The organism is Polyangium jinanense (genome assembly GCF_028435365.1).
Genome location: NZ_JAGTJJ010000029.1, coordinates 115247 through 140221, shown reverse-complemented (window position 1 = coordinate 140221; position 24975 = coordinate 115247). Strand labels below are relative to the sequence as shown.

Annotated in this window: 18 protein-coding genes; 7 read left to right on the top strand and 11 right to left on the bottom strand. The window is 66.8% G+C overall.

The window, feature by feature from the left end:
* Nucleotide 1: 1 nt before the first annotated feature.
* The 9 genes from tssB to KEG57_RS34125 form a co-directional block, all read right to left on the bottom strand.
* Nucleotides 2–493, bottom strand: coding sequence for a type VI secretion system contractile sheath small subunit (gene tssB, locus KEG57_RS34165; protein WP_272421640.1), 492 nt, complete (start codon nt 491–493; stop codon nt 2–4).
* 196 nt (nt 494–689) lie between these two features.
* A complete protein-coding gene (gene tssA, locus KEG57_RS34160) occupies nt 690–2387 on the bottom strand; it encodes a type VI secretion system protein TssA (RefSeq protein WP_272421639.1) in 1698 nt (565 codons plus the stop codon).
* Between the two features lie 84 nt (nt 2388–2471).
* Nucleotides 2472–3473, bottom strand: coding sequence for a type VI secretion system-associated protein TagF (gene tagF / locus KEG57_RS34155; RefSeq protein WP_272421638.1), 1002 nt, complete (start codon nt 3471–3473; stop codon nt 2472–2474).
* A 93-nt stretch (nt 3474–3566) separates the two neighbouring features.
* Nucleotides 3567–7328: a type VI secretion system membrane subunit TssM gene (gene tssM, locus KEG57_RS34150; RefSeq protein ID WP_272421637.1), complete on the bottom strand. Its 3762-nt coding sequence runs from the start codon at nt 7326–7328 to the stop codon at nt 3567–3569.
* Nucleotides 7329–7367: 39 nt separating this feature from the next.
* Nucleotides 7368–8045 carry a DotU family type IV/VI secretion system protein gene (locus KEG57_RS34145; protein WP_153818124.1) on the bottom strand — a complete coding sequence of 226 codons (678 nt, stop codon included), beginning with the start codon at nt 8043–8045 and terminating at the stop codon, nt 7368–7370.
* Between the two features lie 35 nt (nt 8046–8080).
* Nucleotides 8081–9439: a type VI secretion system baseplate subunit TssK gene (tssK, locus tag KEG57_RS34140; RefSeq protein WP_272421635.1), complete on the bottom strand. Its 1359-nt coding sequence runs from the start codon at nt 9437–9439 to the stop codon at nt 8081–8083.
* A 38-nt stretch (nt 9440–9477) separates the two neighbouring features.
* Nucleotides 9478–10170: a type VI secretion system lipoprotein TssJ gene (gene tssJ, locus KEG57_RS34135; RefSeq protein ID WP_272421634.1), complete on the bottom strand. Its 693-nt coding sequence runs from the start codon at nt 10168–10170 to the stop codon at nt 9478–9480.
* Between the two features lie 127 nt (nt 10171–10297).
* A complete protein-coding gene (gene tssH / locus KEG57_RS34130; protein WP_272421789.1) occupies nt 10298–12961 on the bottom strand; it encodes a type VI secretion system ATPase TssH in 2664 nt (887 codons plus the stop codon).
* 38 nt (nt 12962–12999) lie between these two features.
* Complete coding sequence (locus KEG57_RS34125) at nt 13000–14847, bottom strand: lytic transglycosylase domain-containing protein (RefSeq protein ID WP_272421633.1); 1848 nt, start codon at nt 14845–14847, stop codon at nt 13000–13002.
* 177 nt (nt 14848–15024) lie between these two features.
* On the opposite strand from KEG57_RS34125, the gene KEG57_RS34120 reads away from it, so the two are divergent.
* Both KEG57_RS34120 and KEG57_RS34115 read left to right on the top strand, forming a co-directional pair.
* A complete protein-coding gene (locus tag KEG57_RS34120; protein WP_272421632.1) occupies nt 15025–16335 on the top strand; it encodes a type VI secretion system-associated FHA domain protein in 1311 nt (436 codons plus the stop codon).
* 44 nt (nt 16336–16379) lie between these two features.
* A complete protein-coding gene (locus KEG57_RS34115; RefSeq protein ID WP_272421631.1) occupies nt 16380–17105 on the top strand; it encodes a hypothetical protein in 726 nt (241 codons plus the stop codon).
* A 160-nt stretch (nt 17106–17265) separates the two neighbouring features.
* Here KEG57_RS34115 and KEG57_RS34110 read toward each other — a convergent pair whose 3' ends face one another.
* Nucleotides 17266–18213 carry a hypothetical protein gene (locus KEG57_RS34110; protein ID WP_272421630.1) on the bottom strand — a complete coding sequence of 316 codons (948 nt, stop codon included), beginning with the start codon at nt 18211–18213 and terminating at the stop codon, nt 17266–17268.
* A 207-nt stretch (nt 18214–18420) separates the two neighbouring features.
* Between KEG57_RS34110 and tssE the strand changes: the two genes are divergently transcribed.
* From tssE to tssG, 3 genes are all read left to right on the top strand, one after another.
* Nucleotides 18421–18837 (top strand): type VI secretion system baseplate subunit TssE, encoded by a 417-nt coding sequence (gene tssE / locus KEG57_RS34105; RefSeq protein WP_272421628.1) that lies wholly within the window; start codon nt 18421–18423, stop codon nt 18835–18837.
* A gap of 80 nt (nt 18838–18917) precedes the next feature.
* Nucleotides 18918–20687 (top strand): type VI secretion system baseplate subunit TssF, encoded by a 1770-nt coding sequence (gene tssF, locus KEG57_RS34100; RefSeq protein ID WP_272421627.1) that lies wholly within the window; start codon nt 18918–18920, stop codon nt 20685–20687.
* Nucleotides 20651–21820, top strand: coding sequence for a type VI secretion system baseplate subunit TssG (gene tssG / locus KEG57_RS34095; protein ID WP_272421626.1), 1170 nt, complete (start codon nt 20651–20653; stop codon nt 21818–21820). The genes tssF and tssG overlap by 37 nt, the downstream gene beginning before the upstream one ends.
* A 332-nt stretch (nt 21821–22152) precedes the next feature.
* Here tssG and KEG57_RS34090 read toward each other — a convergent pair whose 3' ends face one another.
* Nucleotides 22153–22824, bottom strand: a complete 672-nt coding sequence (locus tag KEG57_RS34090) for a hypothetical protein (RefSeq protein WP_272459208.1) — start codon at nt 22822–22824, stop codon at nt 22153–22155.
* A 149-nt stretch (nt 22825–22973) separates the two neighbouring features.
* Between KEG57_RS34090 and KEG57_RS34085 the strand changes: the two genes are divergently transcribed.
* Both KEG57_RS34085 and KEG57_RS34080 read left to right on the top strand, forming a co-directional pair.
* Complete coding sequence (locus KEG57_RS34085) at nt 22974–23582, top strand: hypothetical protein (protein WP_272421623.1); 609 nt, start codon at nt 22974–22976, stop codon at nt 23580–23582.
* Between the two features lie 91 nt (nt 23583–23673).
* A complete protein-coding gene (locus KEG57_RS34080) occupies nt 23674–24924 on the top strand; it encodes a hypothetical protein (protein WP_272459207.1) in 1251 nt (416 codons plus the stop codon).
* Nucleotides 24925–24975: the final 51 nt, after the last annotated feature.

The following is a 24975-nucleotide window of genomic DNA, read 5'->3' as shown; positions in this document are numbered from 1 at the left end:
GTTACTCCTCCCCCTGCTTGAGACCGAGCTCGTTGATGAGCCGGTTGCGCTGGGCCGGATCGTTCAAGATCGTCTGAATCTTGTTGCGGAACGCCTTCTCGTTCCCGAGCGGGCCCTTCAGCGCGGTGAGCGCGGCGCGGAGCTCGAGCAGCTTCTTCAGCTCGGGCACCTGGTTGGCGATCGCCGCAGGCTCCATATCGGACAAACGGCGGAACTTGAGGTTGACGTTGAGCTCGTTGTCCTCGTTCTCCGACAGCCGATCCTTGACCGCCAGGTTGAGCGACAGCTTCTGCTCCGCCATCACCTTCTGGAAGTTGTCCTTGTCGACGTTGATGGGCTTCCGATCTTCGAGCGGCGTCGGATCGGGGCGCATGGTGTAGTCGCCAAGCATGAGGAGCTTCAGCGGGAGCTCGACCTCTTCCTTCGCGTTCCCCGTCGCTGGCTTGTACGTGATGTTCACGCGTTCTTTCGGCGCGACTGAACTTTCTTTCATCGCGGAAGGCTCCTTTCCCCTACGCTTGGGAGCTACATGCTCCGAGCGGCCTTTCCGAGCCGCCCTACGTTGAAAACGTGATTGCCGTCAGGTCGGGGCCCACCTCGACAGGCGCTCGAAGAATACCGCAAACTACCCCGACTTCGTCCATCCTTATCTTTCCGAACGAGTTCGCTCTTCTTCACTACGCGGGCGCTCAGGTGGCCGAGATGCGGAAGGCCGCCGCGGCATCCAGCTCGCAGAGGCGCTCGAACGCGTCGTTCTCCCTCTTACGCGCTTCCTCACTCACCTCGTATCCCTGGTTCAACCCGCGAAGCGCCGTGTAAAGCGCCCCGTAGAGCTCCGCGCAGAGCTCGGGATCCCACTCGTCGAGTTTGTGCTGCTTGGCCATGCGCTCGAGACCATCGAGCTGCGCGCGCGCGATCGCGAGCTGCCCGAGCTGCAGGCAAACCTGCGCGATCGCGAGCTTGCCGCGGAACTTGTCGACCGGCGTCACCGCCGTCCCCGCGACCTTCGCCACGGCCTGGATCGCCCCAAGCGGATCCCCATTCTCGATGAGGTTTCGCGCCTCGCCGATCGCCTTGTCGAGCGCGCGGAAGCCCTTGCCTCCCGGCGCGCCGCCCGCCGCCGCGCCGCCGCCGCCCCCGCCTCCGCCCGATCCGAGGACCGGACGAACCTCGGCGTCGAGCCAGGCCTTCGTGAGATCGTCGGCGAGCGGGACGCCGTCGTTGAACGTGAGATCCGGGAGCGTCGGCGCGCGCTGCAAGAGGAGCGCGACCTCACGCAAATGCGTGACCTTCGCGTCCGTATACCCGAGCTGCTCGAGCGCGTTCGAGACGTGCCGGTGCGGATCGAGCCAGAGGCGATGTTCCGAGACAACCTCGTCGACCGACGCGAGGATCCCATCCCAGTTGCTCGCCTCGGCCATGCCGTCGAACGCGCCGCGCACGTGATCCGGCGGCGAAGGCAGGTAGGTTTGTCCACCCTCGGCCGGCGGATCCTGCTGCATGAAGAGCCAGAGGCCGGTGCGGCTGATGCGATACGCGAACGCGTTCGACGGATCGGCCGCTCGTAGCGCCTCGCCCGCGCGCATGAGCAACGTGCTCACCTGATCGAGCACCACGTTCGCCGAGTCCGCGTCCGTGATGGCCGTGCCATCGGGAACCGAGACTTCGACGGCCGGCGTCTCCACGACCGGCGCGGAATACGCAGGCGGAGGAGGAGGCGGCGGCGCGGCACGCGGGGCGGCCACAGGCGGAGGCGGCGGCGGCGGAGGCGGGGGCGGCGGCGGTGGGGGCGGCGGCGGCGGGGGCGGCGGCGGTGCTTCCTTCGGAACACTCGCGAGCATGCGCCGCGACGACTCGCGCAAAGAGCCCATGCCCGGATACGCGTCGCCGAGTTTGTCCCGGAGCTCCCCGTCGAGCAGGCGGCTCTGTTGATCGAGCGCGCCGACGATGTCCGCGTCTTTCGCGGTCGGGTTGAAGGTCCCGATCGCGGCCGCGACCTGATCGCCGTACCAGCTCATCAAGTTGCCGCGCGTCCGCGGGCGCTTGATCGGCGGATACATCTTGTCCCAGAACGCGGTGTTCAGCTCGTTGATGACCACGAGCCCATCGACCGCGCCCTGGATCCCGTCCGTGTTTGCTTTCGCCGCCGCGTAATACACCGCGAGGCGAAAGTCCTTCGACTTCTCGGTGAGCAGCTCCTCGGCGTTCGTCGCGATCTTCGACCAGTCGATCTTGCCGCCCTCGAGGGACTGCGCCTTGTCGACCTCGGCCTTGATCGCGTCGAAGAGCTCGTCGTACGAGACGTCCTGCCCAACACCCCCCGAGATCGGCTCGATGATCGCCGACACTCGGTTCTTTGCAGCCTCTACCGCGTCACTCGCCGCCATGGCCGGCATCATACCCACGGGTCGCGCAGGTTCGCACCACGTGTGCGCGCCTCGAACGAAAGGCGCCCGTTCCGGTTGGGTCGCTTATTGCGAGAGGCCGTCGAGGAAGCCCGAGATCGTGAGCTCCGAGCGCGCCACGAGGGCGTCGAGCTGCACGCCGAGGGCGCGGCGCGAGGTGGGCTCGTCGACCGTCGGAGGACGGCAAAGCTCCACGATGTGATCCGCATATCCCGTCGGCGCGATGAGCTCCCGGAACGAGGCCACGTGCGGCGGACCGAGGTGCAGGAGCATCGTCTGCTGCGGGACCCAGAAGGCATTGAGCAGCGTGTTCTTCCAGCGCGCCAGACGCAGCGTCATGTCCATCCACACGGCCGCCGCGTAAGCGTCGCCCGCGCCGAGCGGCAAGCGAATGCAGAGCCCCGTCTTCGGGTTGTCCTGACCCATGAACGGCTCGACGGACGCAAACACGTTTTGCAAGACCCAGAAGCGGCCCGCATCCGTGCCGAAACCCGTCTCCCAGAGCGCCTTCATCGACTGCGTCGTGAGCCACGAGCGATATCCGGCGCCCGCGGCATCCGCGTCTTCGAGCGAAGGAGGAACGATGCGCGAAACGCGATCGACGAACGCATCGACCGGGAGGGTTCGTCCGCTCGTGGCGATCTCGTACGACGAGGCGAGCAGCGACCAGAGCGCGATCGGGAGCGACGCGCCAGCCGACACGAGCTGGCCGTAATCGTACGAAGCAAAAACAACCATCGGGTACGTACGACCCGCGTTGTCACCGCTCGCGGCCCAGGCGCCGACCATGCCGCGCGTGGGAGGCTCGTTGTCTTTGCCTTCGCCGTGGAAGATGAAGAGCCCGACGGAAGGCTGGTACGCCCCGTCGAACGAGGGGCCGAGCGCGCGACGCGCGAAATCGAGGCCCCCGCCGAGCCAGCGATCGAACGCCGCGAGCTCGTCTCCGCCGGCATTGAAGCGGATGAAATCACCCGTCGCAGGGAGCTTGCCGAAGCAGCCAATCTGCGGGGGGCTCGCGGGACCCTTCTTCTTTCGCCAGAACATCACCGGCCCGGCCCACAAATACACGAACCCCCTCTTTTTACAAGGGGGCGTGCTGCCGTGGGCGAACCCTGGGAGGGCATTCCACAGGCTGCTACGCGGCGCCTGTGGAACACCATCTCAAGAGCCCTTCTTGCCGCCGAAGCTGTCGCCAATGCTGGGCGGGCAGTTGGTCGCGCGGAAGAAGCTGTTGACGAAAGGATGATTGGCGCGGGTGGGGCGCACTTCCATCGTCACCGTCACGGGAGGCGCCGTCATCTGCCACGTCACCGTGAAGACGCTGTCCTTGTCCTTCTCGGCCGTCGTCGTGCCCGCCTCGAACAGGCGGAAGATGCCCCAGGGGCCCTCACGCACGAGCTCCTCGTCGAGCCCGCCCGCGCCACGCACACGCAGGCGCGCGCCGGTCTGCTTCTCGCCCGGCCAGTTGAACGTGTGCCAGAACTCCTTCTCGTTGCGATACTGGCGCTTCTGGCCGTCGATCTCGAAGAGCACCTCGCTGACGATCGGGCTCACCGTCTTCAAGTTGACGTGGAACGTCACCTGCGGTTTTTCACCGCCGCCGCTCGGCCACAGGGCCTCGGTGATCTCGTGCGCCCTGTGCAGGCAGGGATAAAGCATCGCGTTGAAGGGCGTGAACGGCTTCGCCGGCTTCGGACGACCTTCGAGGCCGCCCTTCGGAATGAAGTCGTGGCCCACGCGCATGTGGAAGTCGTCGAGGTGCTGCTCGTAGAAGCCCCAGAGAATGCCCTCCTTCGGCTTCAAGAAGGCGACCACGTCCTCGAACGAAGCGTCACGCGACGCCGCGAGATCAAAGGGATACCGATCCTTGATGTTCTCGCGGAAAGGCGGCCAGACGACGACCTCCCAGAGCCCGCTCGCGGACCCGCCGGCGCTGCGCATGACGGCTTTGTAGGCCTGGCGGAGCGGGTTCATGAGCAGCGGCGTCATGAGCTCCTGGCCCGTCTCGTCCATCTTGAGCAGGAGCTTCTCGGTCTCGCGCACGGCCTCGCCGAATTTTTCGCGCGCGGCCTGCGTGCTGGCGCCGGGCGGAGCGTCCTCGATGCCGCCCATCTCGGCCGCGAGCTGCTCGAGGTGACCGATGTACTTCGAGAGCTCGGCCGGCGTCGGAGGCGGCGGGGGCTGGCCCTCCGCGGTCTTCTGGGGCTGCTCGGGCACGCCGAAGCGCACCATCGAGCGGAACTTGTCCGGGATGGGATCGTACGTGCCCGGCGCGCCGCCGCCGCCGCCGAGGTTCACGAGCTGCGAGAGGCGGCCGCTCGTGCCGGTGCGCGTGCTGAACGACGAGTCGATGCGGCGCTTCACGCGCTCCTTGACCTGATCGAGCACGCCACCGTCCGCGAGGACCTGCTGCTCGGCCTGGTTCTCCACCAGGTCGAACTGCGTGTTGTCCTCGAGCGCGCGGAGCAGGCGCTGGTAAGGCCAGTCCGGCGTGGAGAGGACGCGGAACTCCTCGATCGCCTCTTTGTTGTTCGGCGGGATCTCGACAGAGATGTCCCGGAAGAACTCGAGCCACTCGCGGATGTACTGCGCGTCGTAGTCCTGGCGCACGCGGGCGAGGGCCTGCGCGATCTTGTCGCCCTGGCGCTCTTCCTCCTGCGTCAGCGGCACGACCCAGCGCTCGCGATCGAGGACCTTGATGCCCTCTTCGAGGCTCGCCACGACCTGCGCGTGGCCCTTCGACGTGTACGGACCACGCACGACGAACCACTTGCTCGTGCGCTCCTTCTGGGCGCTCCGGACCTTGCTCAGCACCTCGGGCCGATCCGAGAAGAGCTCGTCGAGCGAGATCGGCGGATACTTCAGGTTCTCGCGCGTGTTCGGGCCGTTCTCGTCGTACTTCTCGTACTCGAGCACGGTGACGAACCGATCGTAGTACCGCTGCGTGGGGCCGACGCGGGCGAGGATGTCGCGCGTGCGCTCCACGGTGCGCTTGTCGAGCTCCTCACCCCGGATCGCGTTGCGGCGGAGGAGGTCGACGTAATACTTCACGTGCGGCGCGAGCTTCGCCTTGAGGTCCGCCTCGGGGATGTCCGTCGTCGGGCGGAGGATGTCGGTCCAGAGCTGCAGGAGCTTGCCCGTCTCCCACGCCGTCTCGGACTCGGGGAGCAGGTGGATCTTGTGCTCGTCGGCGAGCAGCAAATACGTCTTGAGGTCGTTGTACTCCTCGAGGTACTTGCCGCCGGTCGCCGCGTTCAGGCGCTCTTCGAGGCGCGCACGCACAGGCTTGACGAAGCCCTCGCGCAAGGACGCGATGTACTGGTCCTTCGTCGGCTCGAAGAGTTTATCGCCCTGATACATACCCCAGCGGTAGCTCACGGGCGCGCCCTCCTCGCGGTACTGATCGAGGAGCTGGGCGTGTGCGCGGAGGTTGTCGAGCTTGTCGACCTTGTCGAGCGGCGAGCTGCCGTCGGTCCACTTCACGCCCGCCGCCTCGCCCGAGATCCGCGAGGTCTCGGCGACGAGCGCGCGGTTGTTCGCGAACGACATCACCGACGGGATGAGCAGGACGACCGCGAGCGCCGCCGCCGCGAACGCCGCCGCGAACCGCTGAATCCGCTGCCTCCGGACCTCGGCCGCGGTCCGCGCCGCGATGTCCTGGTCCGGGAAGATGACGTTCATGAAGACGTCGCGGAGGAAGTAGCTCTTCGCCTCCGTGGCGCCCGCCGTCGACGCCTCGTCCGAGATCGCGGGGCGCAGGCCGAACGCGCTCATCATCGTGCCGAGGACGCGATCGAGGGGTTTGCCCTCTTGCACGCCGCTCGTCATGTAGAAGCCGCGCATGATCGGCGTCGCCAGACCCGCCGTCTTCGAGGGCTGGAACGCGACGTTCAGGAAGTGCGAGAGGTTTTGCTTGATCGCCGCGAACTCGAGCGGGAACTGGAAGACCTTCTCCTTCGTCCCGCGACTCCGCTCGGTGACCATGCGGCGGAGCGCGCGGTCGTGCATGCGCTCGACGAGCGTGTCGAACTCAGCGTCGAAGATCTTGCCGGGCTCGCTCTTGTTCGCGTCGAGCTTGACGGTCGCGCCGAAGCCCTGGCCACGCTCGCTCTTCTTGAGATCACCGAAGAACTCGACGAACCCGGAGACGAGGTCCACCTTCGTGAACATCACGTAGACGGGCAGGACCATCTTCAGCGTCGACTGCATCTCGTCGATGCGCGCGCGGACCTTTTTCGCGATCGACTCGACCTGCTCCTCCGTCGCGTCGACGAGCTCCGAGATGCTCACGGCGCAGACGACGCCGTTCACGGGCTTGGAGGGGCGATACTTGAGGAGCTGCTCGAGGAAGGCCATCCACTCGTCGTGGTCGTCGGCCTCGGTCGTGTAACGGCCGGCGGTGTCGAGGAGGATCGCCTCGTTCGTGAACCACCAGTCGCAGTTGCGCGTGCCGCCGACGCCGCGGACGCCGCCGCCCTGCGGATCGAGGTACGGGAACACGAGGCCCGAGTGGCGCAGCGCGGTCGTCTTACCCGCGCCGGGCGGGCCGACCATCACGTACCAGGGCAGCGAATACAGCGCGTTCGTGCCGCCCCCGAGCTTCGAGGACTTGAGCGCGTTGATGCCCTCCTGGAGCTGGCGATGCAGCTCCTGGATCTCGGCGCGCCGCTCAGGTTTCGCGTTGAGCGCTTGCTCCTGGGCCTGCTGCGCGATCGCTTTCTCCAGCGCGCGCGCTGCACGCGCCGCGCGGATCCGTCGATACACGACGAGACCCAAAAGCCCGAGGATCACGACGGCCGTGATGGCGATCGGGATCCACGTCGGGAACACCTCGGCGCTCGGCCCAGGACCTGTGGGTCTCAGGATGAACCACACGCCCCAGACCAGGGCGAGGAACAAGGCGCTCAGGATCCACAGCCACATGGAACGTCTCCGTCGGTCCGGATCAACTTCCCGGGACTCTTACTTGCCGCCGCCCAAAAGCTTCTTGATGGCTTCGGCAGTCGAGTCGGCGTTCGAGCCGATGATGAGCCAAAGGATGAAGATCACGATCAGCGCCAGGATGAGGAACCCGATCGCGATGAAGAGATACGGCAGCTCGCGACGAACAGCGCCACCGCCGCCGTCCTTGCGCTCCGCGTTCGGCGCGAGCTGATCTCCCCCGCCCTCCGCCAGCGCGACGTAGTTGCCGAGCCCCTCCACCACCGCCTGGAGCCCCTCCTGGTGTCGCAAACGATATTTCCCCTGAAAGCCAAGGGCCAAACAGAGGAAGTAGATTTGTGCGACGTGCGCGCGGTTGCGCTGGCCGTGCAGGTTGTCCAGGTTCACGAAGAACTGGTCGCCGGCCGTGTTGAGCTGGAAGAACTGAAGCTGCAGGGGGTTACTGAGCCACTGCGTCTTGCCCGGCCAGCTCGAGTGGTAGATGACCTCGTCGGCGAAGGCGGCGAGCGCGAACTTCGCGTCGATCATGTCCTGCTCGGGGATCCGAGCCTCGCGGCCGTTCTGCATCATCGTGTCGAAGAGTTGCAGGACGCGGCGCTGAAGGATGTCCGGCGCAGGCAGATCTCGAGAGTTCCTGAGCTGCAAGATCAGCGACAGGACATCCGAGCAGACCCAATACATCGACTGCGACAGGCTCATGCGCTCCCCATGATCTCAAAAGCCGCGCGCTTCATTCACTTGCCGCCCTGGACCGCGATCAGCCGCAGATCGACCTTCTGCGGGTCGATCGGCTGGTAGATCGCGATCGTGCCAGAGCCGAGGATATCGTTCCAGTAATCGCCAGCCTGGTCGACGCGGAGGTAGATGACGCCCGGCTTGACCGGGATCGCGCCCGGGGGCCGGTACTCGACCGCGACACGAACGCCAGGCATGGCGGCGTTCAGGATGTAACCGATCTGCGTCCACGACCCCATCTTGAGGAGCCGCGGCAAACGCTCGCGCAACGTCGCCTCGTCGGCGCCCTTCGCCTCGAGGAAGAGCTCGTGCGTGCGCGGGAGCTTCGGATCCTCGAACTTGCCGAGGTACATGCCGTCCTCGCGCTTCTCCAGCGGAACGACGGTGTAGTTCTCCGCGAGCACGCTGGCGACGAGCGTGAGCGCACGATCGAAGAGCGGCTCGAACACGCCCTCGAGATCGAGGTAGTTGAACTTCGGGATCGAGGTCGGATCGCCATCCGCCGCGAAGGTGCAGAGCTCGCCGATCAGCGACGCGATGAGGACGTAGCAATCCTCGGGGTGCGCGTTGCCATGATCGACCATGTGCGAGACGGCGGGGATGAACGCGTTCAGCGTGTGGAGCATCCAGAACTTCGCCGTGTCGGAGAACTGGAAGTCGACCGACGCCGCCGTGCGCAGCCTGCGCCCCTCGGCGAGGGACTTCTGCTTGCCCACCATCGCCGAGAGAATGCGCCGCATCCCCGACATGATGTGGTCGGAGCTGCCGATGTGCGGGATCGGCGGGATGAAGCTCTTCTTGAGGACGATCGCGCCGGTCCGATCCCGCACGAGCTGCCCGATCCGCACGGTCTGGTACGCGTCGCGCGGCTCGGTGCCGAAGAGGATGCGGAGGTTGTAACGAGCCCAAACGACCGAGGTGTCGTTGCGGCCCGTCGTCAGGTCCGGGACCGTGGTGGTTGCCGCGACGAACCGGATCGCCGGGTTCGCCTTCGCCGGATCGAGCGCGACGTTCGGGTGCGTTTCGCGCACGTTCGGGATCGCCACGAAGACGTCGAGCGCCTCGAGCGCCGCCGGGAACACGCCCTCGAGCGGCCGCGCCTCGACCACGTCCTCGCCGCGATCACCGACGAAGAACGGCGTGCCATCGGGGAAGAAGCCGTGACACTTGACGAGCTTGAGTTGTCCCGCGGCGAGGGCGCGCTCGTCGAACTGCACGCCCGTCACGCCCCACGGATAACTCAAGAGCGCGTTGGTGCGCGCTTGGAGCAGCGACTCGTGGTACTGGTCCCCTTGCTGAAGATGCTGAGGGGTCATGAAGAGCCCCTCGGTCCAGACGGGCTTGCGCGGGTGGATCATATCGCCCGGTCAGTCTTATCAGAACTCGCCGCGCGGCCCTAGGGGGCCGGGGCAGCGGCCTTCGGCGGAGCGTTGCCGCCCGACGCCTTGGGGAGGTTGACCCTGCGGACCGATGTCGCGTTCGGGAACATCGATTCGTCGAATTCGCTGCCGTTGTCGATCTTCGTGGACTCGACGAAAAAGGCAGTCTTGGGGTCGGCCTGCGCACCGGCGTCGCTCTCGCGCCCGCCGCACTGGGCCTCGCCTGGCATCAAAGGAAATGCGTAGAACGTCTTCCAGCTCTGCCCCTTCGGGCTGTGGAAGAGCGCGACGCCTCCGAGCGTGCTCGCCTCCTTCGCGCGCTCGAACTTCACCTCCACGAGATCGTTCGGGAAAACGCTGACTTCGTCCACCTTGACGATGTCGTCGGCGAGGACCTCCTTGTCGGAGAGGAGGACCTCGTCGTACGTCGCGTTCTGCATCCGCATTTCGTCCTTGAGCTGATACAGCCGGATGACGACGGGGCGCGGATTCTGGTTCTCGTTCGGGTTGATGTTGTCCGCAGCGTAGATGCGGAGCGTGACGATCTGGACGTCGCACGGCTTCGCCGCGGCGGGCGGCGGGGCCCCGGAGCCGCAGCCGATCGCAAACGAGGAGAGCGCGCCGAGCCCGAGCCCGAGAAAAGAGAGAGAGGCAAGGGCCAGGGCCGCGCGCTTGCGTTTCCAGGAGGTGGTGGACGCTGAGGCCGCCATGGCCCTCCTTTTTATCGGAAGGTGTGGCGAGTGGCCTAGCTTTTTGCCGAAAGCGTCGGCCCAGAAACCAAAAGGCCCCCCTCGCCAACGGCGAGAGGGGCCTTGACCCCGAACGGGTGTTACGCGGTCACTCCGGGAACGTCGCCGTGAAGTTCTTCTGATCGTCGATGTCGATGAAGAGCTTCTTCGGCATCACGCCCTCGGCCATCTTCGTGAGGATCTCCTGCGACAGCATCGGCAGGAGCGACGCGCGCAGGATGTGGTCGATGTTGCGGGCGCCCGTGTCGACCTCGGTGCACCGGCTCGCGATGAGATCGACCATGCGATCCGAGTACGTCGCGTCGATCTTCTGGCTCTTCTTCAGCCGATCGACGAGGCCGTTCAGCTTGAGCCGCGTGATCTCGCCGAGCGCGGCGGGCGAGATCGGGATGTACGGGACCACGGTCATACGCGCGAGCAGCGCCGGCTTGAAGTGCGCGGAGAGCGTCGGCTTGATCTCCTCGTAGATCTCGCGGATGACCGGCTCGCGGTTCTCCTCCCACGCCGAGACCACGTGGTTCGTGATCTTATCGGTCGCGAGATTCGAGGTCATGATGATGACCGTGTTCTTGAAGTCGACGAGCAAGCCCGTGCCGTCGGTGAGCATGCCCTTGTCGAACACCTGGTAGAACAGGTTCATCACGTCCGGATCCGCCTTCTCGCACTCGTCGAGAAGGACGACCGTGTACGGCCGCTGGCGCACGCCTTCGGTCAGCATGCCGCCCTCGCCGTAGCCGACGTAGCCGGGCGGCGAGCCGATGAGCCGGGAGGTCGTGTGCTTCTCCTGGAACTCGGACATGTTGATCGTGACCATCATGCGCTCGCCGCCGAAGAGCATGTCCGCGAGCGCGAGCGCCGTCTCCGTCTTGCCGACGCCGGACGGGCCGACGAAGAGGAAGACGCCCATCGGCGTGTTCTGCGGCTTGAGGCCCGCGCGTGCCGCCCGGAGCTCCTTCGCCACCGTCTCGAGGGCGTAACCCTGGCCCTTGATGCGCGTGTTCAGGCGCGACTCCATCTCGACGAGCGCCTTGACGCTATCCGAGACCATCTTGCCGACGGGGATGCCCGTCCAGGCGCTGACGACGGCCGCGACCATCGCCTCGTCGACGTCGGGCCGGAGTAACGGCACCTCGCCCTGGCTCTTGTGGAGATCGCTGATCGCGGCGACGACCTCGCGGCGGATCGCGTCTTTCTCCTCCGTCGTCTTCGCCTCGTCCATGCGCTTGCGCGCCTCGAGGACCTTCTTCGCACCCGCGGACTCGTTGTCGTAGGCGACGCGCGTGTTCTCGAGCTCGACCTTCGACTTCGCGATCCGGTCCTCGAGATACTCGACGCGCTCCTGCTCGATCGTGAGGCCCGCGTCGCGGTCGCGCTTGAGCGCCTCGAGCTCACGCGTGAGCGTGTCGATGCGGACCTCGATGTCCTCGACCTGCGCGGGCTTCTGCTGGAGCGCGATCTTCACGCGCGCCGAACAGGTGTCGAGCAGATCGACCGCCTTGTCCGGCAGGAGGCGACCCGAGATGTAGCGGGCCGAGAGCTTGACGGCCGCGACGACCGCCTCGTCCGAGACGATGACGTTGTGGGCCTCCTCGAACTTCGGGCGGAGACCGCGGATCATGGTGATCGCGACGGCCTCGCTCGGCTCGTCGACCTTCACGGGCTGGAAGCGCCGCGCGAGCGCCGCGTCCTTCTCGAAGTACTTCTTGTATTCGGCCCACGTTGTGGCCGCGATCGTGCGCAGCTCGCCACGCGCGAGGGCGGGCTTGAGCAGGTTCGCCGCGTCGCCCGCGCCCTGCTGGTTGCCGGCGCCGATGATCGTGTGCGCCTCGTCGATGAACAGGATGATCGGCTTCGGCGAGCCCTTGATCTCCGAGATGACCTGCTTCATCCGGTTCTCGAACTCGCCCTTCACGCCCGCGCCGGCCTGGAGGAGGCCGAGATCGAGGCCCAGGATCTCCACGCCCTGCATGATCGGCGGAACCTGGTTGTTCACGATCATGAGCGCCATACCCTCGACGAGGGCCGTCTTGCCGACGCCGCTGTCGCCGACGATGATGGGGTTGTTCTTCCGGCGGCGACCGAGGATGTCGATCATCTGCCGGATCTCGCCCTCACGACCGAAGATCGGGTCGATCTGGCCGGCGCGCGCGCGGCCCGTGTAATCCACGCAGTACTTCGCCAGTGCCGAATCCGCCGACGCGCTCGCCGCGCCCTGCGGCAGCCCGCCCGGGCCCGTCGCGCCGCCCGCCCCGCCCGCCGCCACCGGGGCCGTCTCCACGTCCTCCTTCGACCCCGAAATGATCTTGGGGAGGTTGTTCTTGACGTCCTCGCGGGAGATGCCCTCGAGCAGCGCGCCGATGCCGCTCATCGTGTACTTCGTCGGCTGGTTGACGAGCCGCGCGAAAAGCGCGCCGCTGCGCGTCTTCGTGTAGCCGTACTCCATCGACCCGACGACGAACGCGTCCTGCATCCACTCGAGCATCGTCGGGGAGAAGACGGGCTTGCCGGCGTTGCCCGTGCGCAAATCCGAGAGGCTCCTCTGCAGGGCCTGTCGCAGGCGCGCGGGATCCAGGTCGTAGTGCATCACGATGAACGCGATGTCGGAGTTCGCGTCGTCGAGGAGCGCGAGCAGCAAGTGCTCGACGGTCACCTCGTAATGCCGGGCATTGACGCATTGGACGACCGCCGCCTCGAGCGCAGCGGTGCAGACTTTGGTGAGCCGCTTGATGATGGATTTGGCTTCGACGAGCATCATGGCCCGGGCATCCTACAAGGACCCGGGGCCCGACGTCACCCGCGGGATCGGCCCCGCGATCCTTTCCTTCCTTCGCTGCGACCCTTTTGCGCTTCCGTCTTCTCGGTACCGCGCGCTGCGTCGGAAGGACCCTTGTCCTTATCTTTGCTCGTGCTCGCGTTCGCGCTCGTCCCCGGATCGATGATGCGACGCTGCGTCTCTTCGGCCTTGGCGCCCGCCTCACCCCCCTCGGCCGCGCCGAGATCGAGCGCACCGAGCACGCCGGGCTTGACGTGGAGCCTCAAAATGGATCCTGCGCGGAGTTTGTCCTCCTCGCCGAGCCGGTTTTCCCGCGCCACGTCGTCCACATCCATCGCGAATTGACGCGCGATTCCGATGAGCGTGTCGCCCGGACCAACCTTGTAAAGGAGCGTCTTGCGACCCGTGCGCTTCTTGCGCGGCCGGAACGGCTCCTCGTCGCCCTCGTCGTCGTCCGCCTCGGGGCCCACGCCGGCCTGCGCCGCGAGCTCCTCGACCGGATCCCGGAGCGCGCGCCGCTTCTTGTACGAAGGCAGGAGCGAAAGCAGGCTGTCGTTGTCCCGCGTCGCCGCGCGACGCCGCACGAAATCGCGACCGCCGATGAGATCGACCGGATCGAGCACGGCCGCGTCCTCGGTCACGATCGGCTCGGTCTGGAGGAGGACCGGGAGCATCGTATGCGCGCGCGACAGCGACTCCGCCGGCACGTTCACGAGGAAGTCGCCTCGTCCCGGCGGCAGCCTATCGCCGAGCAGATCCGGATTGAGCTGCCGCACCGTCTTCAGCGGCACGCCGGCCGCCTTGGCGAGGGTCTTGAGCGACAAACCGGGCGGCGCCGCGATCTCGGCCGCGTCCACGGGACGCGCGAGCTCGACCTGATCGAACCCGAAACGCTCCAGGTTGTTCGCGACGAGCGCCGCCGCCGCGATCTTCGGGACGTACGACGACGTCTCCGTCGGCAGCGCCTCCTGCCGCGCGAGCTCGTTGAAGTCGGCCGTGCCGTAGCGATCGATCCGATCGAGGAGCTGCTCGTAGCCCATGTTGTAGGCCGCGAGCGCGAGATCCCAGTTGCCGAAGCGCATGTAGAGATCCCGGAGGTGGTGCGCGGCCGCGCGCGACGCGAGCTTCGGGTTTTTCCGCTGGTCGACGTGCTTGTTCTGCTCGAGCCCGTACACCGCACCCGTCGCCGGCATGAACTGCCAGAGCCCCATCGCCCCCGCCGGCGACTTCGCCCGCGCGTCGAACCCGCTCTCGATCATCGCGACCCAGATCAGATCCTCGGGCAAACGCCACTCGCGGAGCTCCCCCTGGATGAGGTCCTGGAACCGGCCGCTGCGCTTCAGCCAGGTCTCGAACATCCCGCGGCCCCGATCGGTCCGCGTGAAGAAGCGGACGTACTTCAACGTGCGCCGCGTGATCGACACCTTCAGATCCGGAAGCTGCAGCCGCGAGAGCGCCTCTGCGCCCGCCACGTCGAGATCGTCGACCTCGGCCCCCTCCCCCGTCGCGTCGGAGTTGAGCCGCGGCGAACGCGAGTACATCGGCCGATCGAGCGAGGACTGCTCCCCGCGCGCCGCCTCCCGCATCTCGACCTCGCGCAGCCTGCCGAGCTGCTGCGACTCCGGCCCGCCCATCCGCGCCGCCGTGACCCCGCCCCGCGGCGCATCCCCCCGCACGGGCGTCCGCGAAGGATCCACGATGAGCGGCACCGGCGCGGCCTCGGGACGGGCCGCCCCCGGCGCAGGCGCGACCGCCACCACGGCGGCCTGGACAGGCGCGAGCGCCGCGTCCGGCGCGCTCATCCCCACGCCGTACCCAAACGCAAGGGCCGAAACGAGGGGCGGAATCCTGTGCAGGAGGCTCATGTCGGTCAGGGTCGCATGATGTAGGTAAAGGTGTCAAAAAACCGGGCCGGCCCACCCGAAGGCCTGCCGATCGGACGACGCGCCGCGCCGCGGCGAACCTGGCGGGATCGGAGGAGGTTCGCGGGATCGTCGCCCGCTACTTCTGGTCCCGGCACACTGTCTGCTAGTCTCGCACCCATGCCGCTGGCGCTCGTGGCCCGGGTCATCGATACCCAGGCCAATCAAAGCTTCGACGTCACATTCGAGCGCTTCCCCATCCGCATCGGCAGAAACCAGCTCAACGACCTGCACATCGATCGGCCGTACGTCTCGCAGTTCCACCTGGCCATCGACGTCCGCGACCGGCAGATCATCGTCAAGGATCTCGGCTCGACGAACGGAACCGTGTTCGCAGGCCGGCGCCTCACGCGTGACACGCCGACCGACGTCACGAGCACGCCGGAGCTGACCATCGGCCCGATCGTGATGCGGATGCAGCTCATCGATGCGGCGCCGAAGAAACGCGAGGCCCCGAAAGACGGGACGGTCCTCGACTTCGCCCAGGAGCAATCCGGCAACGCCGCCGCGTCGTGGAGGCAGCAGCAGAAGCCGATCACGCCCGGCGCCGAGGACGCCTACGTGCGGCAGCTCCAGCCGTACGTGGAGGCCTACCGCGCGGCCTGGGGCGGCGTGTACCGCGTGATCTACGACCACCTGCCGCGCCTTACGCCCGAGGTGCGGCAGAACTACTTGAAGCGCGTCGCGATGGAGCAGCCGACCCTCACGGCCGAGCAGGATTTCCAGAAGCTCTCGCAGTACTACGGCGTCGATCCGCGCATGCTCGGCGAGCCGAGCCCGGCGCAGGCCGCGCACGCCGCGATGATCGAGCTCTCGCGCACGCTCGCGCCTGGCTCGAAGCCGATCGAGGACGTCGAGAGCGTGCTGACGTTCGGCCGCAAGCTGCGCGACGCGATGGAAGTCTTCCTCAAGTGCTTCGTGAGCCTGCGGAACGGCTACCAGGAGTTCGAGGCCGAGATGCTCGCGCGCGAGGTGACGCCGGACGAGAACGATCGCGTGGCCTCCGCGAAGGACGAGAAGGAGCTCGGCAACGCGCTGCTCGGACCGCAAGGCGGACCGGACGCGCCGCGGCAGCTCCAGGACATCTTCGTCGACGTGATGAGCCACCAGGTCGCGCTCATCAACGGCGTGATGGAAGGCGTGCGCACGCTGCTCACGAAGCTGTCGCCGAAGACGATCGAGGAGGAGCTCGAGCGTCGCGGCAAGAGGGGCGGCCTATTCTCGAACAAATTCGAAGCTCTCTGGAAGCTCTACGAGGTCGTACACGGCGACTACGCTGGAGAACAGAAAGAGACCTTCCTGATTATTTTTGGCCCGCAGTTCTCTCGCGCGTACGCTGCGACGGCCGGGGATGACGAGAAAGCCACCGGCGATGCGGGCGCGAAGAACCGCGGCCGCTTCACTCTCTCGCCGAACCAGATCAAACGATGAGCCGCGCCCGCATCGCGGGGCGCGGATACGGAAGGCTCATCCGAATGCGTATCAGGGAGATCGTTCTGGCCACGTTGGGCCTCGTCTCAGCCTCCTTCGCCTACTCCACGGAGGCATCTGCCCAGACCACCGGCGTCCCGGCCATCGCCCCGCGCGACGAGACGTGGGGCACGGTGAGCCACGCCATGCTCGGCGTCGGCGCCGGCACGGTCTTTCTCATGCCGCGCGTGTACTACAGCGACCCGGAAGCGACGGTCGGCTGGAAGGGCCGCTGGCACTTCTCGATGTTCGCCCCCGCGATGACCATGGCCGCCGCGACGTTCCTCGTCGATGGCCCCATCCGGAACGCGCTCCAATATCCGCGCCCCGGCTGCTCCGTGGATCAGACGCTCGTCGCGAACACGGACTCGGGCTGCGAGACGTTCGGCGGGCCCTCGACACACGCCTTCGCGTCGTGGGGCGCGACGGGCGTCGGCACGGGCATCTTCCTCGTCGACACGATCAAGTACTCGAAGGGCCGCTTCAACGCGGGCTCGTTCATCGGGAACATCGGCGTCCCGCTCGTGGCCTCGATCTTGACGTCGGTCGGCCGCGGCGTGGAGTCGCCCGCGGTCGACGAGTTCGGCACGCAGACCCTCCCCTACGAGACCTCGAACCAGATCATCGCCGGCACCTTCGCGGGCTTCTTCACCGGCCTGCTCGTCGGCGGAGCCTACGCGCTCCTCCAGCGCCCCTCCTGCGGCTACGGCAACGCGATCTTCTGCTGGTGAAGCAGCATGACGTTGGTGCTCCAACCTTCGGAGCACCAACGTCCCGGCTTTGCCGCTACCCTACCCAGCGAACCAGCGGCACCTACGCCGGGTAGTCCCGAATGAAGTGAAACGGAGTGAGGGACGTAGGGTGCGGCCCATCGAGGCCGCACCCTCTTGATCAATCCTGACCGACGACGCGCTCCCAGAGCGGGTCGTTCGAGGAGAACAGGGCGTCGCGCTCCACCTTGAGGAAACGCGAGAACTCGACCTTGCGCAGCGCGCGGTCGCTGTCCCGGTTCGGATCCTCGTAGTGGATGATGCTCACCTTCACCTGCTCGAGGAGCTGGATCCCGTTCGGCTTGTAGCTGACGTCCGTTCGAAGCTGGTACCGCGCATAAAGCCCGCGCTCGGTGACCGACGGGAGCACCTGCACGCGCTCGATGTCGACCTTCGCCGCCTCGATCAAACGCCCGCGGCGCGCGAGGAACATGTGCGCCTGTTTGCGGCAGTCATCCGGATCGGGACAACGCTTCGCTTCCGCCACGACGAGGTTGTCGTCGCCGAGACGAACCGGCGTGATCTGCGATTTCGCGGGACCGCGGAAGCTACCGATCGCGTAGATCTCGGCGCGATCGTCGACCGCGCGGGCGAGGATGATCGGGCCGCCTTCGTCGCCGTTCTCGAACTTGAGCACGCGGAACCAGAGCGTGCGCAGGCCGTTCGGGCCGGAGCGGACGTCGACCTCCTCGACGTCGAGCTTGCGCGGCCAGCCCTTCTCCGAGATGCCGCCGCGGAGCGACTCGTTCGCGAAGGCGTAGTGGCCGGTGCAGTCGACGTCGGTCGGGTTCAACCCCTTCTCCGCGTTGAACCCGGGGAACGCGATCTCGGCCCACTGATCGGCCTCGAGCGTGCGCACCACGGCCTTGCCGCGACCCCCGCGCAGCGGTGAGAGCTTCTGCGTGCACACCGCGATCGGCGTCTGCTCGCGCGTCTTGGCCTCGAGGTGCGGCTGCTCGGGCGCAGCGCCGCAGCCCATCGTGGAGGCGATCCCCAGCGCCAGCGCGGCGAGGCTCCCGCGGCGCGCCGTTTTCGCTTGGTTCCGGCGGTCTTGAAGAGACGGCTTCACGCCTCATTTCGTATCACGCAAGGCGCCTGCCACGAAAATTCCCTGTGGCCTCCCCGCGCACGATCCACGGCCCGAACCCCGACAACGCTCCCCCACCGCGAAGGCAGGTGACCTTTGATACAATGCCGGCGAGCCGTTTCGAGGGGGAAGCGCGGCGCGGGGATTCGGGGCTTCTGGTCGAGCGGGGCGACGGGTAGAATGGTCAGCATGGCAGCCTCGCTGCTCACGCGCATCGCCCACGCCGCCAACCCGCACTCGCTGGAGAGGCACACGTGGAAGGATCAGGATCTCGAGCAGGCGGTGATCACGCACCTCTCGCGGATGCTGAACACGCGGCAGGGTAGCTCGCTGACCTGCCCGGATTATGGGCTGATCGAGGTGTCGGAGATGCTGCACGACTTCCCCGACGCGGTCGGCATCGTGCAGCGCGCCATCAAGAACAGCATTCAGCAGTACGAACCGCGGCTGAAGAACGTGCAGGTGCGGCACATCAAGAACGAGGTCATGGGGACCATGTACCTCGAGTTCGAGATCACGGGGCAGCTTCACTACCCGGACGGACGGCGTACGGGGCTCCGTTTCAGCACCTCGGTGGATCAGAGCGGCAACGTCAAGGTCGGCTGATCGGTTCGCGGAGGCGCGAACCTCTTCACGATCGTTGACACTGTCTCTCCGGAACGGTCGACTGTTCGGCGTCGGGCCCCATGTTCAACAAGTACTACCAGGACGAGCTATCCTACCTGCGCGAGCTCGGGCGCGAGTTCGCGCAGGCGTACCCCGCGATCGCGCCGATGCTCGCCGAGCGCGGGGCAGATCCGGACGTCGAGCGATTGCTCGAAGGCGTCGCGTTCCTGACAGGGAAGATCCGGCAGAAGCTCGACGACGAGCTGCCCGAAGTCATCCACTCGGTCGCGTCGCTGCTCTTCCCGCACTACCTCAGGCAGATCCCGGCGACGTCGATCGTGGAGTTCACGCCGCTGCCGAACGTGGTGCGCGAAAAACTCATCGTCGCGCGGCACGCCGAGGTCGGCTCGGTGCCCGTCGACGGTGTTTCGTGTCGATTCCGCACGACGCAGGACGTGGAGCTTTTGCCCCTCACGGTGGAGGACGTGCGCGTCGAGACGGGCGCGCAGCTCGCGCAGTCCTTGCGGATCGAGGTGAAGGTGACGGGCGGCGCGGCGCTCGCGGCGCTCGCGCTCTCGCGGATCCGCTTCTACATCCACGGCGAGCGCAGGCTCCAGGACGACGTGCGCGTCTGGCTCGGCGCGCACGTCGACTCCGTCGCGCTCTGCTCGGTCGACGCCGCCGGCCGCGACACGACGCTCGCGACCTTGCCTGCGCGCAACGTAAAACTCGTCGGGTTCGACGAGGACGAGGCGCTGATCCCTTACCCGCCCACGGTCTACGCGGGGTTCCGGCTGCTCCAGGAGTACTTCACGCTCCCGCAGAAGTTCGCGTTCTTCGAGATCCAGGGGCTCGAAGCGATGCCCGCGGACAAACTCTCGGACAGGTTCGCGATCCTGATCCAGTTCAAGGACGGTCTGCCCGCGGGGACGCGTCTGTCGAAGGAGAACTTCCGGCTCTTCTGTTCGCCGGTCGTGAACCTCTTCGAGCACTCGAGTGATCCGATCAAGCCTGATCCGAGCAAGTACGAGTACCTCGCGCGCCCCGCGGGTTCGACGCCGGTCGCGTACGAGCTCTACAGCATCGAGAACGTGATCGGCATCGCGCGGCGCACGAGCCAGCGCGTGAAGATCCCGCCGTTTTTCTCGTTCGAGCACGAGCTCGATCCGGAGGCGTCGTCGCGCGGCGTCTTTTACCAGACGCACATCAAGCCCGCGGCGATCGGCGACGGCGTGGACATCTACGTCTCGTTCGGCTCGGCGCAGGACGGCGCGGCGATCCCGGAGTTCGACGTCATCAGCATCGAGGCGACGTGCACGAACCGGCGCTTGCCGGCGCAGCTCAAGGTCGGCGATCTGCGCGTGCCGACAGCGACATCGCCGGCGGTCGCGAGCTTCACGAACGTCACGGGCGTGACCGCGCCCTTGCCTCCGCCGATGGGCCGCGAGCTTCAGTGGCGCGTGCTCTCGCACATGGCGATGAGTTATCGCTCGATCACGGAGCTCGACGTGCTCCGATCCGTCCTCGAGATCTACAACTTCCCCGCGCTCGTCGATCGTCAGGCGGCGCGGGCGAACCAGCTCCGCATGCAGGCGATCAAGTCGATCCGCGTCCGCCCCACGGATCGGCTCTACCGCGGCGCACCCGTGCGCGGCGTGGCGACGGAAGTCGAGCTCGACGAAGGGGGCTTCGCGGGTGAAGGCGAGATGTATCTCTTCGCGAGCATCCTGAACGAGATGCTCGCGGCGTACGTCTCGCTCAACTCCTTCACGCAGCTGAGCGTCACCGGCACCAATACGCGCGTGGTTTATCGATGGGAGCCGAAGAGCGGCAGCCTGAACCTGATCTGAGCGGCGGGGGCAAACCCGACGCGGCATTCGCGCCGTCGCCCGATCCGGAGCGGCAGGCGAAGGCCATGATCGCGGCCAAGATGGCCGAGCTCGAGCACAGCGCGCGTCGCTACTCGTTCTTTCGGCTCGTCTACATCCTCGAACGCCTCTTCCCGGGCAGCGCACCCGTGGGCCAGCTCGGGCCCGTCGCGACGGAGCGCATCCGCCTGCGCGGGGACACGAGCCTGATCTTCGCGTCGACCGACGTCAGCGAGCTGAAGTCGACGAAGTACCCGGACGAGGTCGAGCGCGCACGCATCACAGCGGGCTTCCTCGGGCTCTACGGCTCGGTCTCGCCGCTGCCGACGTACTACGTCGAAGATCTCGCGCAGGAGGACTACCAGGGCGGTCCGCAGCCGAAGCGCGAGTTCCTCGACGTCTTCAACCATCGCCTGCTGTCGCTGTTTTACCGGGCGTTCACGAAGTACCGGCACTCGGTCGGCTACCGGAAGAAGGGCGACGATCCGTTCACGCGGCGCCTGCTCTGCGCGGCGGGCGTCGATGGATTCCGCGAGCACAAGAGCCCGCTGCACCGGTTCCTGTACCTGCGCTACGCGCCGCTGCTCGCGACGAAGTCGAGGAGCGCGCGTGGGCTCGAGGTGGTGCTGAAGGACATCTTCGGCAGCATGGGCGTAGACATCGAGCAGTTCGTCGGGCACTGGACGCTGCTGGAGAAGCCGCTGCGCAACAAGATGGGCGTGGCGAACCATCAGCTCGGCGAGAGCCTGACGATCGGCCGATGGGTCTACGACGGGACAGGCCGGTTCAAGATCAAGCTCGGGCCGCTGAAGTACGACGAGTACATCTCGTTTTTGCCGGGCGGCTCGAACCGATCGGTCCTCAAGGCCGCAGTCGACACGCTGACGCGCGGCGCGTGTGACGCGATGCTGGAGCTGCACGTGGCAACGGAGGACGCGCCGCGCTTCCAGCTCGCATCGCCGCGCGCGTCGACACTGGCGCGAACGACGTGGCTCGGCGGCCCCGTCGGGCAAAACTTCGTGATCGAAGTACCGCTGAACGACAAACCCCAGAAGACCGGCCAGGGAGACGACGAAGAGGAAGAACGTCTCGACCCGCCGCCGCTTCCGTACTAGCCCGCCGCGCTGGGGCGTTGCCCCAGGCCCCACCAGGGGCTGTCCGCCCCTGGACCCGGACCAGCCAGGGGCTGGACCCGGGGTCGATGAACTGCGCGATGCGCAGTTCATCGAACAGGCCAGGGCAAGACCGAAGGCGACCCTGCCAGCCAAGACAGCCGCGCTGCCCTTTCGACTGGCAACGCGGTTCAACCGGCCCGTTGGAAGAACTGCGCGGAGCGCAGTTCTTCCATCACGAGTCCAGGGCTTGCCCTGGTCCGGGTCGAGGGGCGGATAGCCCCCGCGGGGCCCGGGGCAGCGCCCCGGCGCGGCGGGGGGGGCGTGGGAGTTTGTCAGTAGACGAGCATGCTTCGCAGCGCCGTCGCCATCTCGTCGGCGACCGACTCGATGTTCTCGCCGTGAACGACCTGCACGAGCAGGAGGCGATTGCCGCTGCGGATCAAAACTTCGTGCGCGTACGAGTGATACGCTGGCTTCGCGGGCACACGCGTCTTCACGATGTAGCTTCGTGCTTGCGCGTTCGCTGTCGCCACGGGCATCCGGCCCGCGAGGATCTGCGCGCCTTGGTCCTCGCAGTCGCGCTCGTAGCGCTTCATCACGTCGGGCCACGTGTCCTCGGGATGATCGATCCGCTCGTAGATCGAGAAGAGGAACTGGCGCGGCGACTGATACGAGATGAAGCGCTGACCGGGCGCGTAGTCGGCGTCGCGCACGTACCAGTCGATCGGGCGCGCGAAGCGCACGTCGCCGTCGAGCACCCCTACGCCGACACGGCGCGGCAGGCGCTCGTTTTCGTCGGCGTTGAGCTTCGGGAAGTAGACTTCGTAGCTCTGGTTCTTGTCGATGACCCCGCTGCCGTGCAGGTAGAACACGTCGTCGCGCTGGGGCGCCGTGGGCGAGCCACCGCAGCCGAGCGGGACGATGGGCAGGGTCAACGCGCCCAGCACGACGGCCAGACGGCGAAGAGAACGGAGCTTGGGGGCAGAGAGGTCGACGGGCCTCATCACGGTTAACTTAGGATACCCTGGTCGCGGGGCCAAATGATCGCTCATGAGTTTGGCCTTCTCGCCGAGACCGTTGAATGATCGGGCCGGCTTCGGACAAGATGATGCCAGGATCCGGTGTCGCTCGCGCGGCGCCTGGGGAGTGCACCGTGACGTATCTCGCAGAACGTAGTGTCCTTCTATCCCTCGCCCTCGCGCTCGGCGGCTTTGGCTGCGTCGGGCTCGAGGCTGGCATCGACTATCCGAGCGATTTGCCCTCGCCGGATGAGCATCTGACGTCGCCGGAGGGCGAGGCGGACCCCAGCATTTCGCTGAACGGCTTCGTCATCAAGGACGACGTCTGCAAGGGGCTCGACACCCACCCGGTCACGCAGCGGCTCGGGCCGGAGGACTTTGCGCGTTTCCTGGAGACCCAGGGGCTCAAGATCGAGCCCAAGAAGGCGCGTGACAACCTCTACTGGTTCGACTTCCCCACGGGCGAGAAGAAGGAGGGCGAGCCGCAGCAGTTCGTACGTCTGCGCCTCGCGGTCCTCGACGACCACTTCGCGGCCACGCGGGATCTGCAGGAATCGCTGCTCGATCACGGCCCGGGCTGGTGGGGGCTGCGCCGGTCGAACCTCGCGGTCCTGGCGCCGAAGACGAGCCTCTCCGAGTCGGTCGCCTTCGCGCTCAAGCACAAGCTCGTTTGCTGGGGCATGTTCGCGTACACGGGCACCGACGACGTGTATGGCGTCCCGGGTCCGTACACCGAGCTCTGAGCGGAGCGCCCTCCCCCACGGTGGGCGCGCGAGACGGGAAGGACGCGCGCGGATGTAGTCCGGATGCGTGTCGTTCACGTAAACTCGATCCATGCGCTTCCGGCTCGCCTTTGTTCTCACCGCCATCCCGACCGCCATCGGCGCGTACCTCGCCGCCTGCAGCCCCCCCGACAACCTCGAGGATCTCTGCGGCTGGCTCGGCGATACCAACAACTGCTACCGCAAGTTCGCCCAGGAGGTGACGGACCGGTGTGGCGTGGTCGTCAACGCCGATACGCCGCCGAACGATCCGGCCCAGCCTTCGCCGCGCCACGGAACGTTCCTCAAGCGCGACAAACTCGACCTCTGCGTGTTCGACAGCGCGGCGGGCGGAAGGGTCGTCTTCGATCCGCCGCTCGACATCGCGGAGTTCCCCGTCAAGACCGCCTCGTTCGCCATCATCAACGCCGACACGACGTTGTGCGGTGCCGGCGCGGTCGGCAACGACGGGGCGTTCGCGATCTCCGTCGAATCGAATCCGCCCATCCCGGACGGCGGCACGGGTGACGCCGGCGCCGTGGATTGCTCCAGCGAGACACAGACGTGCGGTGGCACGTTCTCCGTCACGTCGATCACGGAGCGCGAGCTCATCGACACGAAATGCCCGAACGGCGAGACGCATCGCTTCAACCGCCTGCAGCTCGCCAAGTGCGACGGCGACCAGCAGATCGAGCAGGACTACGACCAGCTCATGCCGAGGGCGGAGCTCTTGTCCAGCGCAGGCGCGGTGGGCGTGAACGGCTTTGTGCGGTTCCGCGTCGTTTACCCGCCTTCGATGATCCCCATGCCCACCGACGAGAAATATCCGCTGAGCGGCGAGCCGCCGGTGGTCGTCGAGTACTTCGAGTGCAGCGTCCCGGGCGCGTCTTCCACGTGCGCCAACGCGCAGAAGGACCCGGACGAGACCGACGTGGACTGCGGCGCGATCTGCGGCAAGGGCTGCGCGGAGGGCAAGTTGTGCGCGATCAACGCCGATTGTGCTTCCCGCACGTGCGCGAAGGACGAGTTGGATGGGATCCTGAAGTGCAGGCCGAACCCGAACTGCGGCAATGGAAAACATGACGCCGACGAGGGCGACGTGGACTGCGGCGTCGTCTGCAACAACGCCTGCGGTGAGTGCAAGACCTGCATCATCCACGACGATTGCGGCTCCGGCTCTGCTTGCGTGCTGGATGCGGACGGCGTGAAGAAGTGCCGCGCTGACGTCGACGCCGGTGCATGCTCGATGCCTGACGCGGGCGGAGGTGGCGCCGGTGGTGCCGGTGGTGCCGGTGGTGCCGGCGGCGCGGGCGGCATGCCCTGAGACACGCAGGGCGCGCGTGGGGGCGAAACCTGCTCCCACGCGCGCCGGAAA

Bases quoted from the DNA above. Each gene is read 5' to 3' on its own strand.
- tssG (WP_272421626.1), top strand. From the start codon at position 20,651: ATGGGAGCCGAAGAGCGGCAGCCTGAACCTGATCTGAGCGGCGGGGGC.
- KEG57_RS34120 (WP_272421632.1), top strand. From the start codon at position 15,025: ATGCCGCTGGCGCTCGTGGCCCGGGTCATCGATACCCAGGCCAATCAA.
- tssF (WP_272421627.1), top strand. From the start codon at position 18,918: ATGTTCAACAAGTACTACCAGGACGAGCTATCCTACCTGCGCGAGCTC.
- tssJ (WP_272421634.1), bottom strand. From the start codon at position 10,170: ATGGCGGCCTCAGCGTCCACCACCTCCTGGAAACGCAAGCGCGCGGCC.
- tssE (WP_272421628.1), top strand. From the start codon at position 18,421: ATGGCAGCCTCGCTGCTCACGCGCATCGCCCACGCCGCCAACCCGCAC.
- KEG57_RS34090 (WP_272459208.1), bottom strand. From the start codon at position 22,824: ATGAGGCCCGTCGACCTCTCTGCCCCCAAGCTCCGTTCTCTTCGCCGT.
- tssA (WP_272421639.1), bottom strand. From the start codon at position 2,387: ATGGCGGCGAGTGACGCGGTAGAGGCTGCAAAGAACCGAGTGTCGGCG.
- KEG57_RS34125 (WP_272421633.1), bottom strand. From the start codon at position 14,847: ATGAGCCTCCTGCACAGGATTCCGCCCCTCGTTTCGGCCCTTGCGTTT.
- tssH (WP_272421789.1), bottom strand. From the start codon at position 12,961: ATGCTCGTCGAAGCCAAATCCATCATCAAGCGGCTCACCAAAGTCTGC.
- tssK (WP_272421635.1), bottom strand. From the start codon at position 9,439: ATGATCCACCCGCGCAAGCCCGTCTGGACCGAGGGGCTCTTCATGACC.
- KEG57_RS34080 (WP_272459207.1), top strand. From the start codon at position 23,674: ATGCGCTTCCGGCTCGCCTTTGTTCTCACCGCCATCCCGACCGCCATC.
- KEG57_RS34115 (WP_272421631.1), top strand. From the start codon at position 16,380: ATGCGTATCAGGGAGATCGTTCTGGCCACGTTGGGCCTCGTCTCAGCC.
- tssM (WP_272421637.1), bottom strand. From the start codon at position 7,328: ATGTGGCTGTGGATCCTGAGCGCCTTGTTCCTCGCCCTGGTCTGGGGC.
- KEG57_RS34145 (WP_153818124.1), bottom strand. From the start codon at position 8,045: ATGAGCCTGTCGCAGTCGATGTATTGGGTCTGCTCGGATGTCCTGTCG.
- tssB (WP_272421640.1), bottom strand. From the start codon at position 493: ATGAAAGAAAGTTCAGTCGCGCCGAAAGAACGCGTGAACATCACGTAC.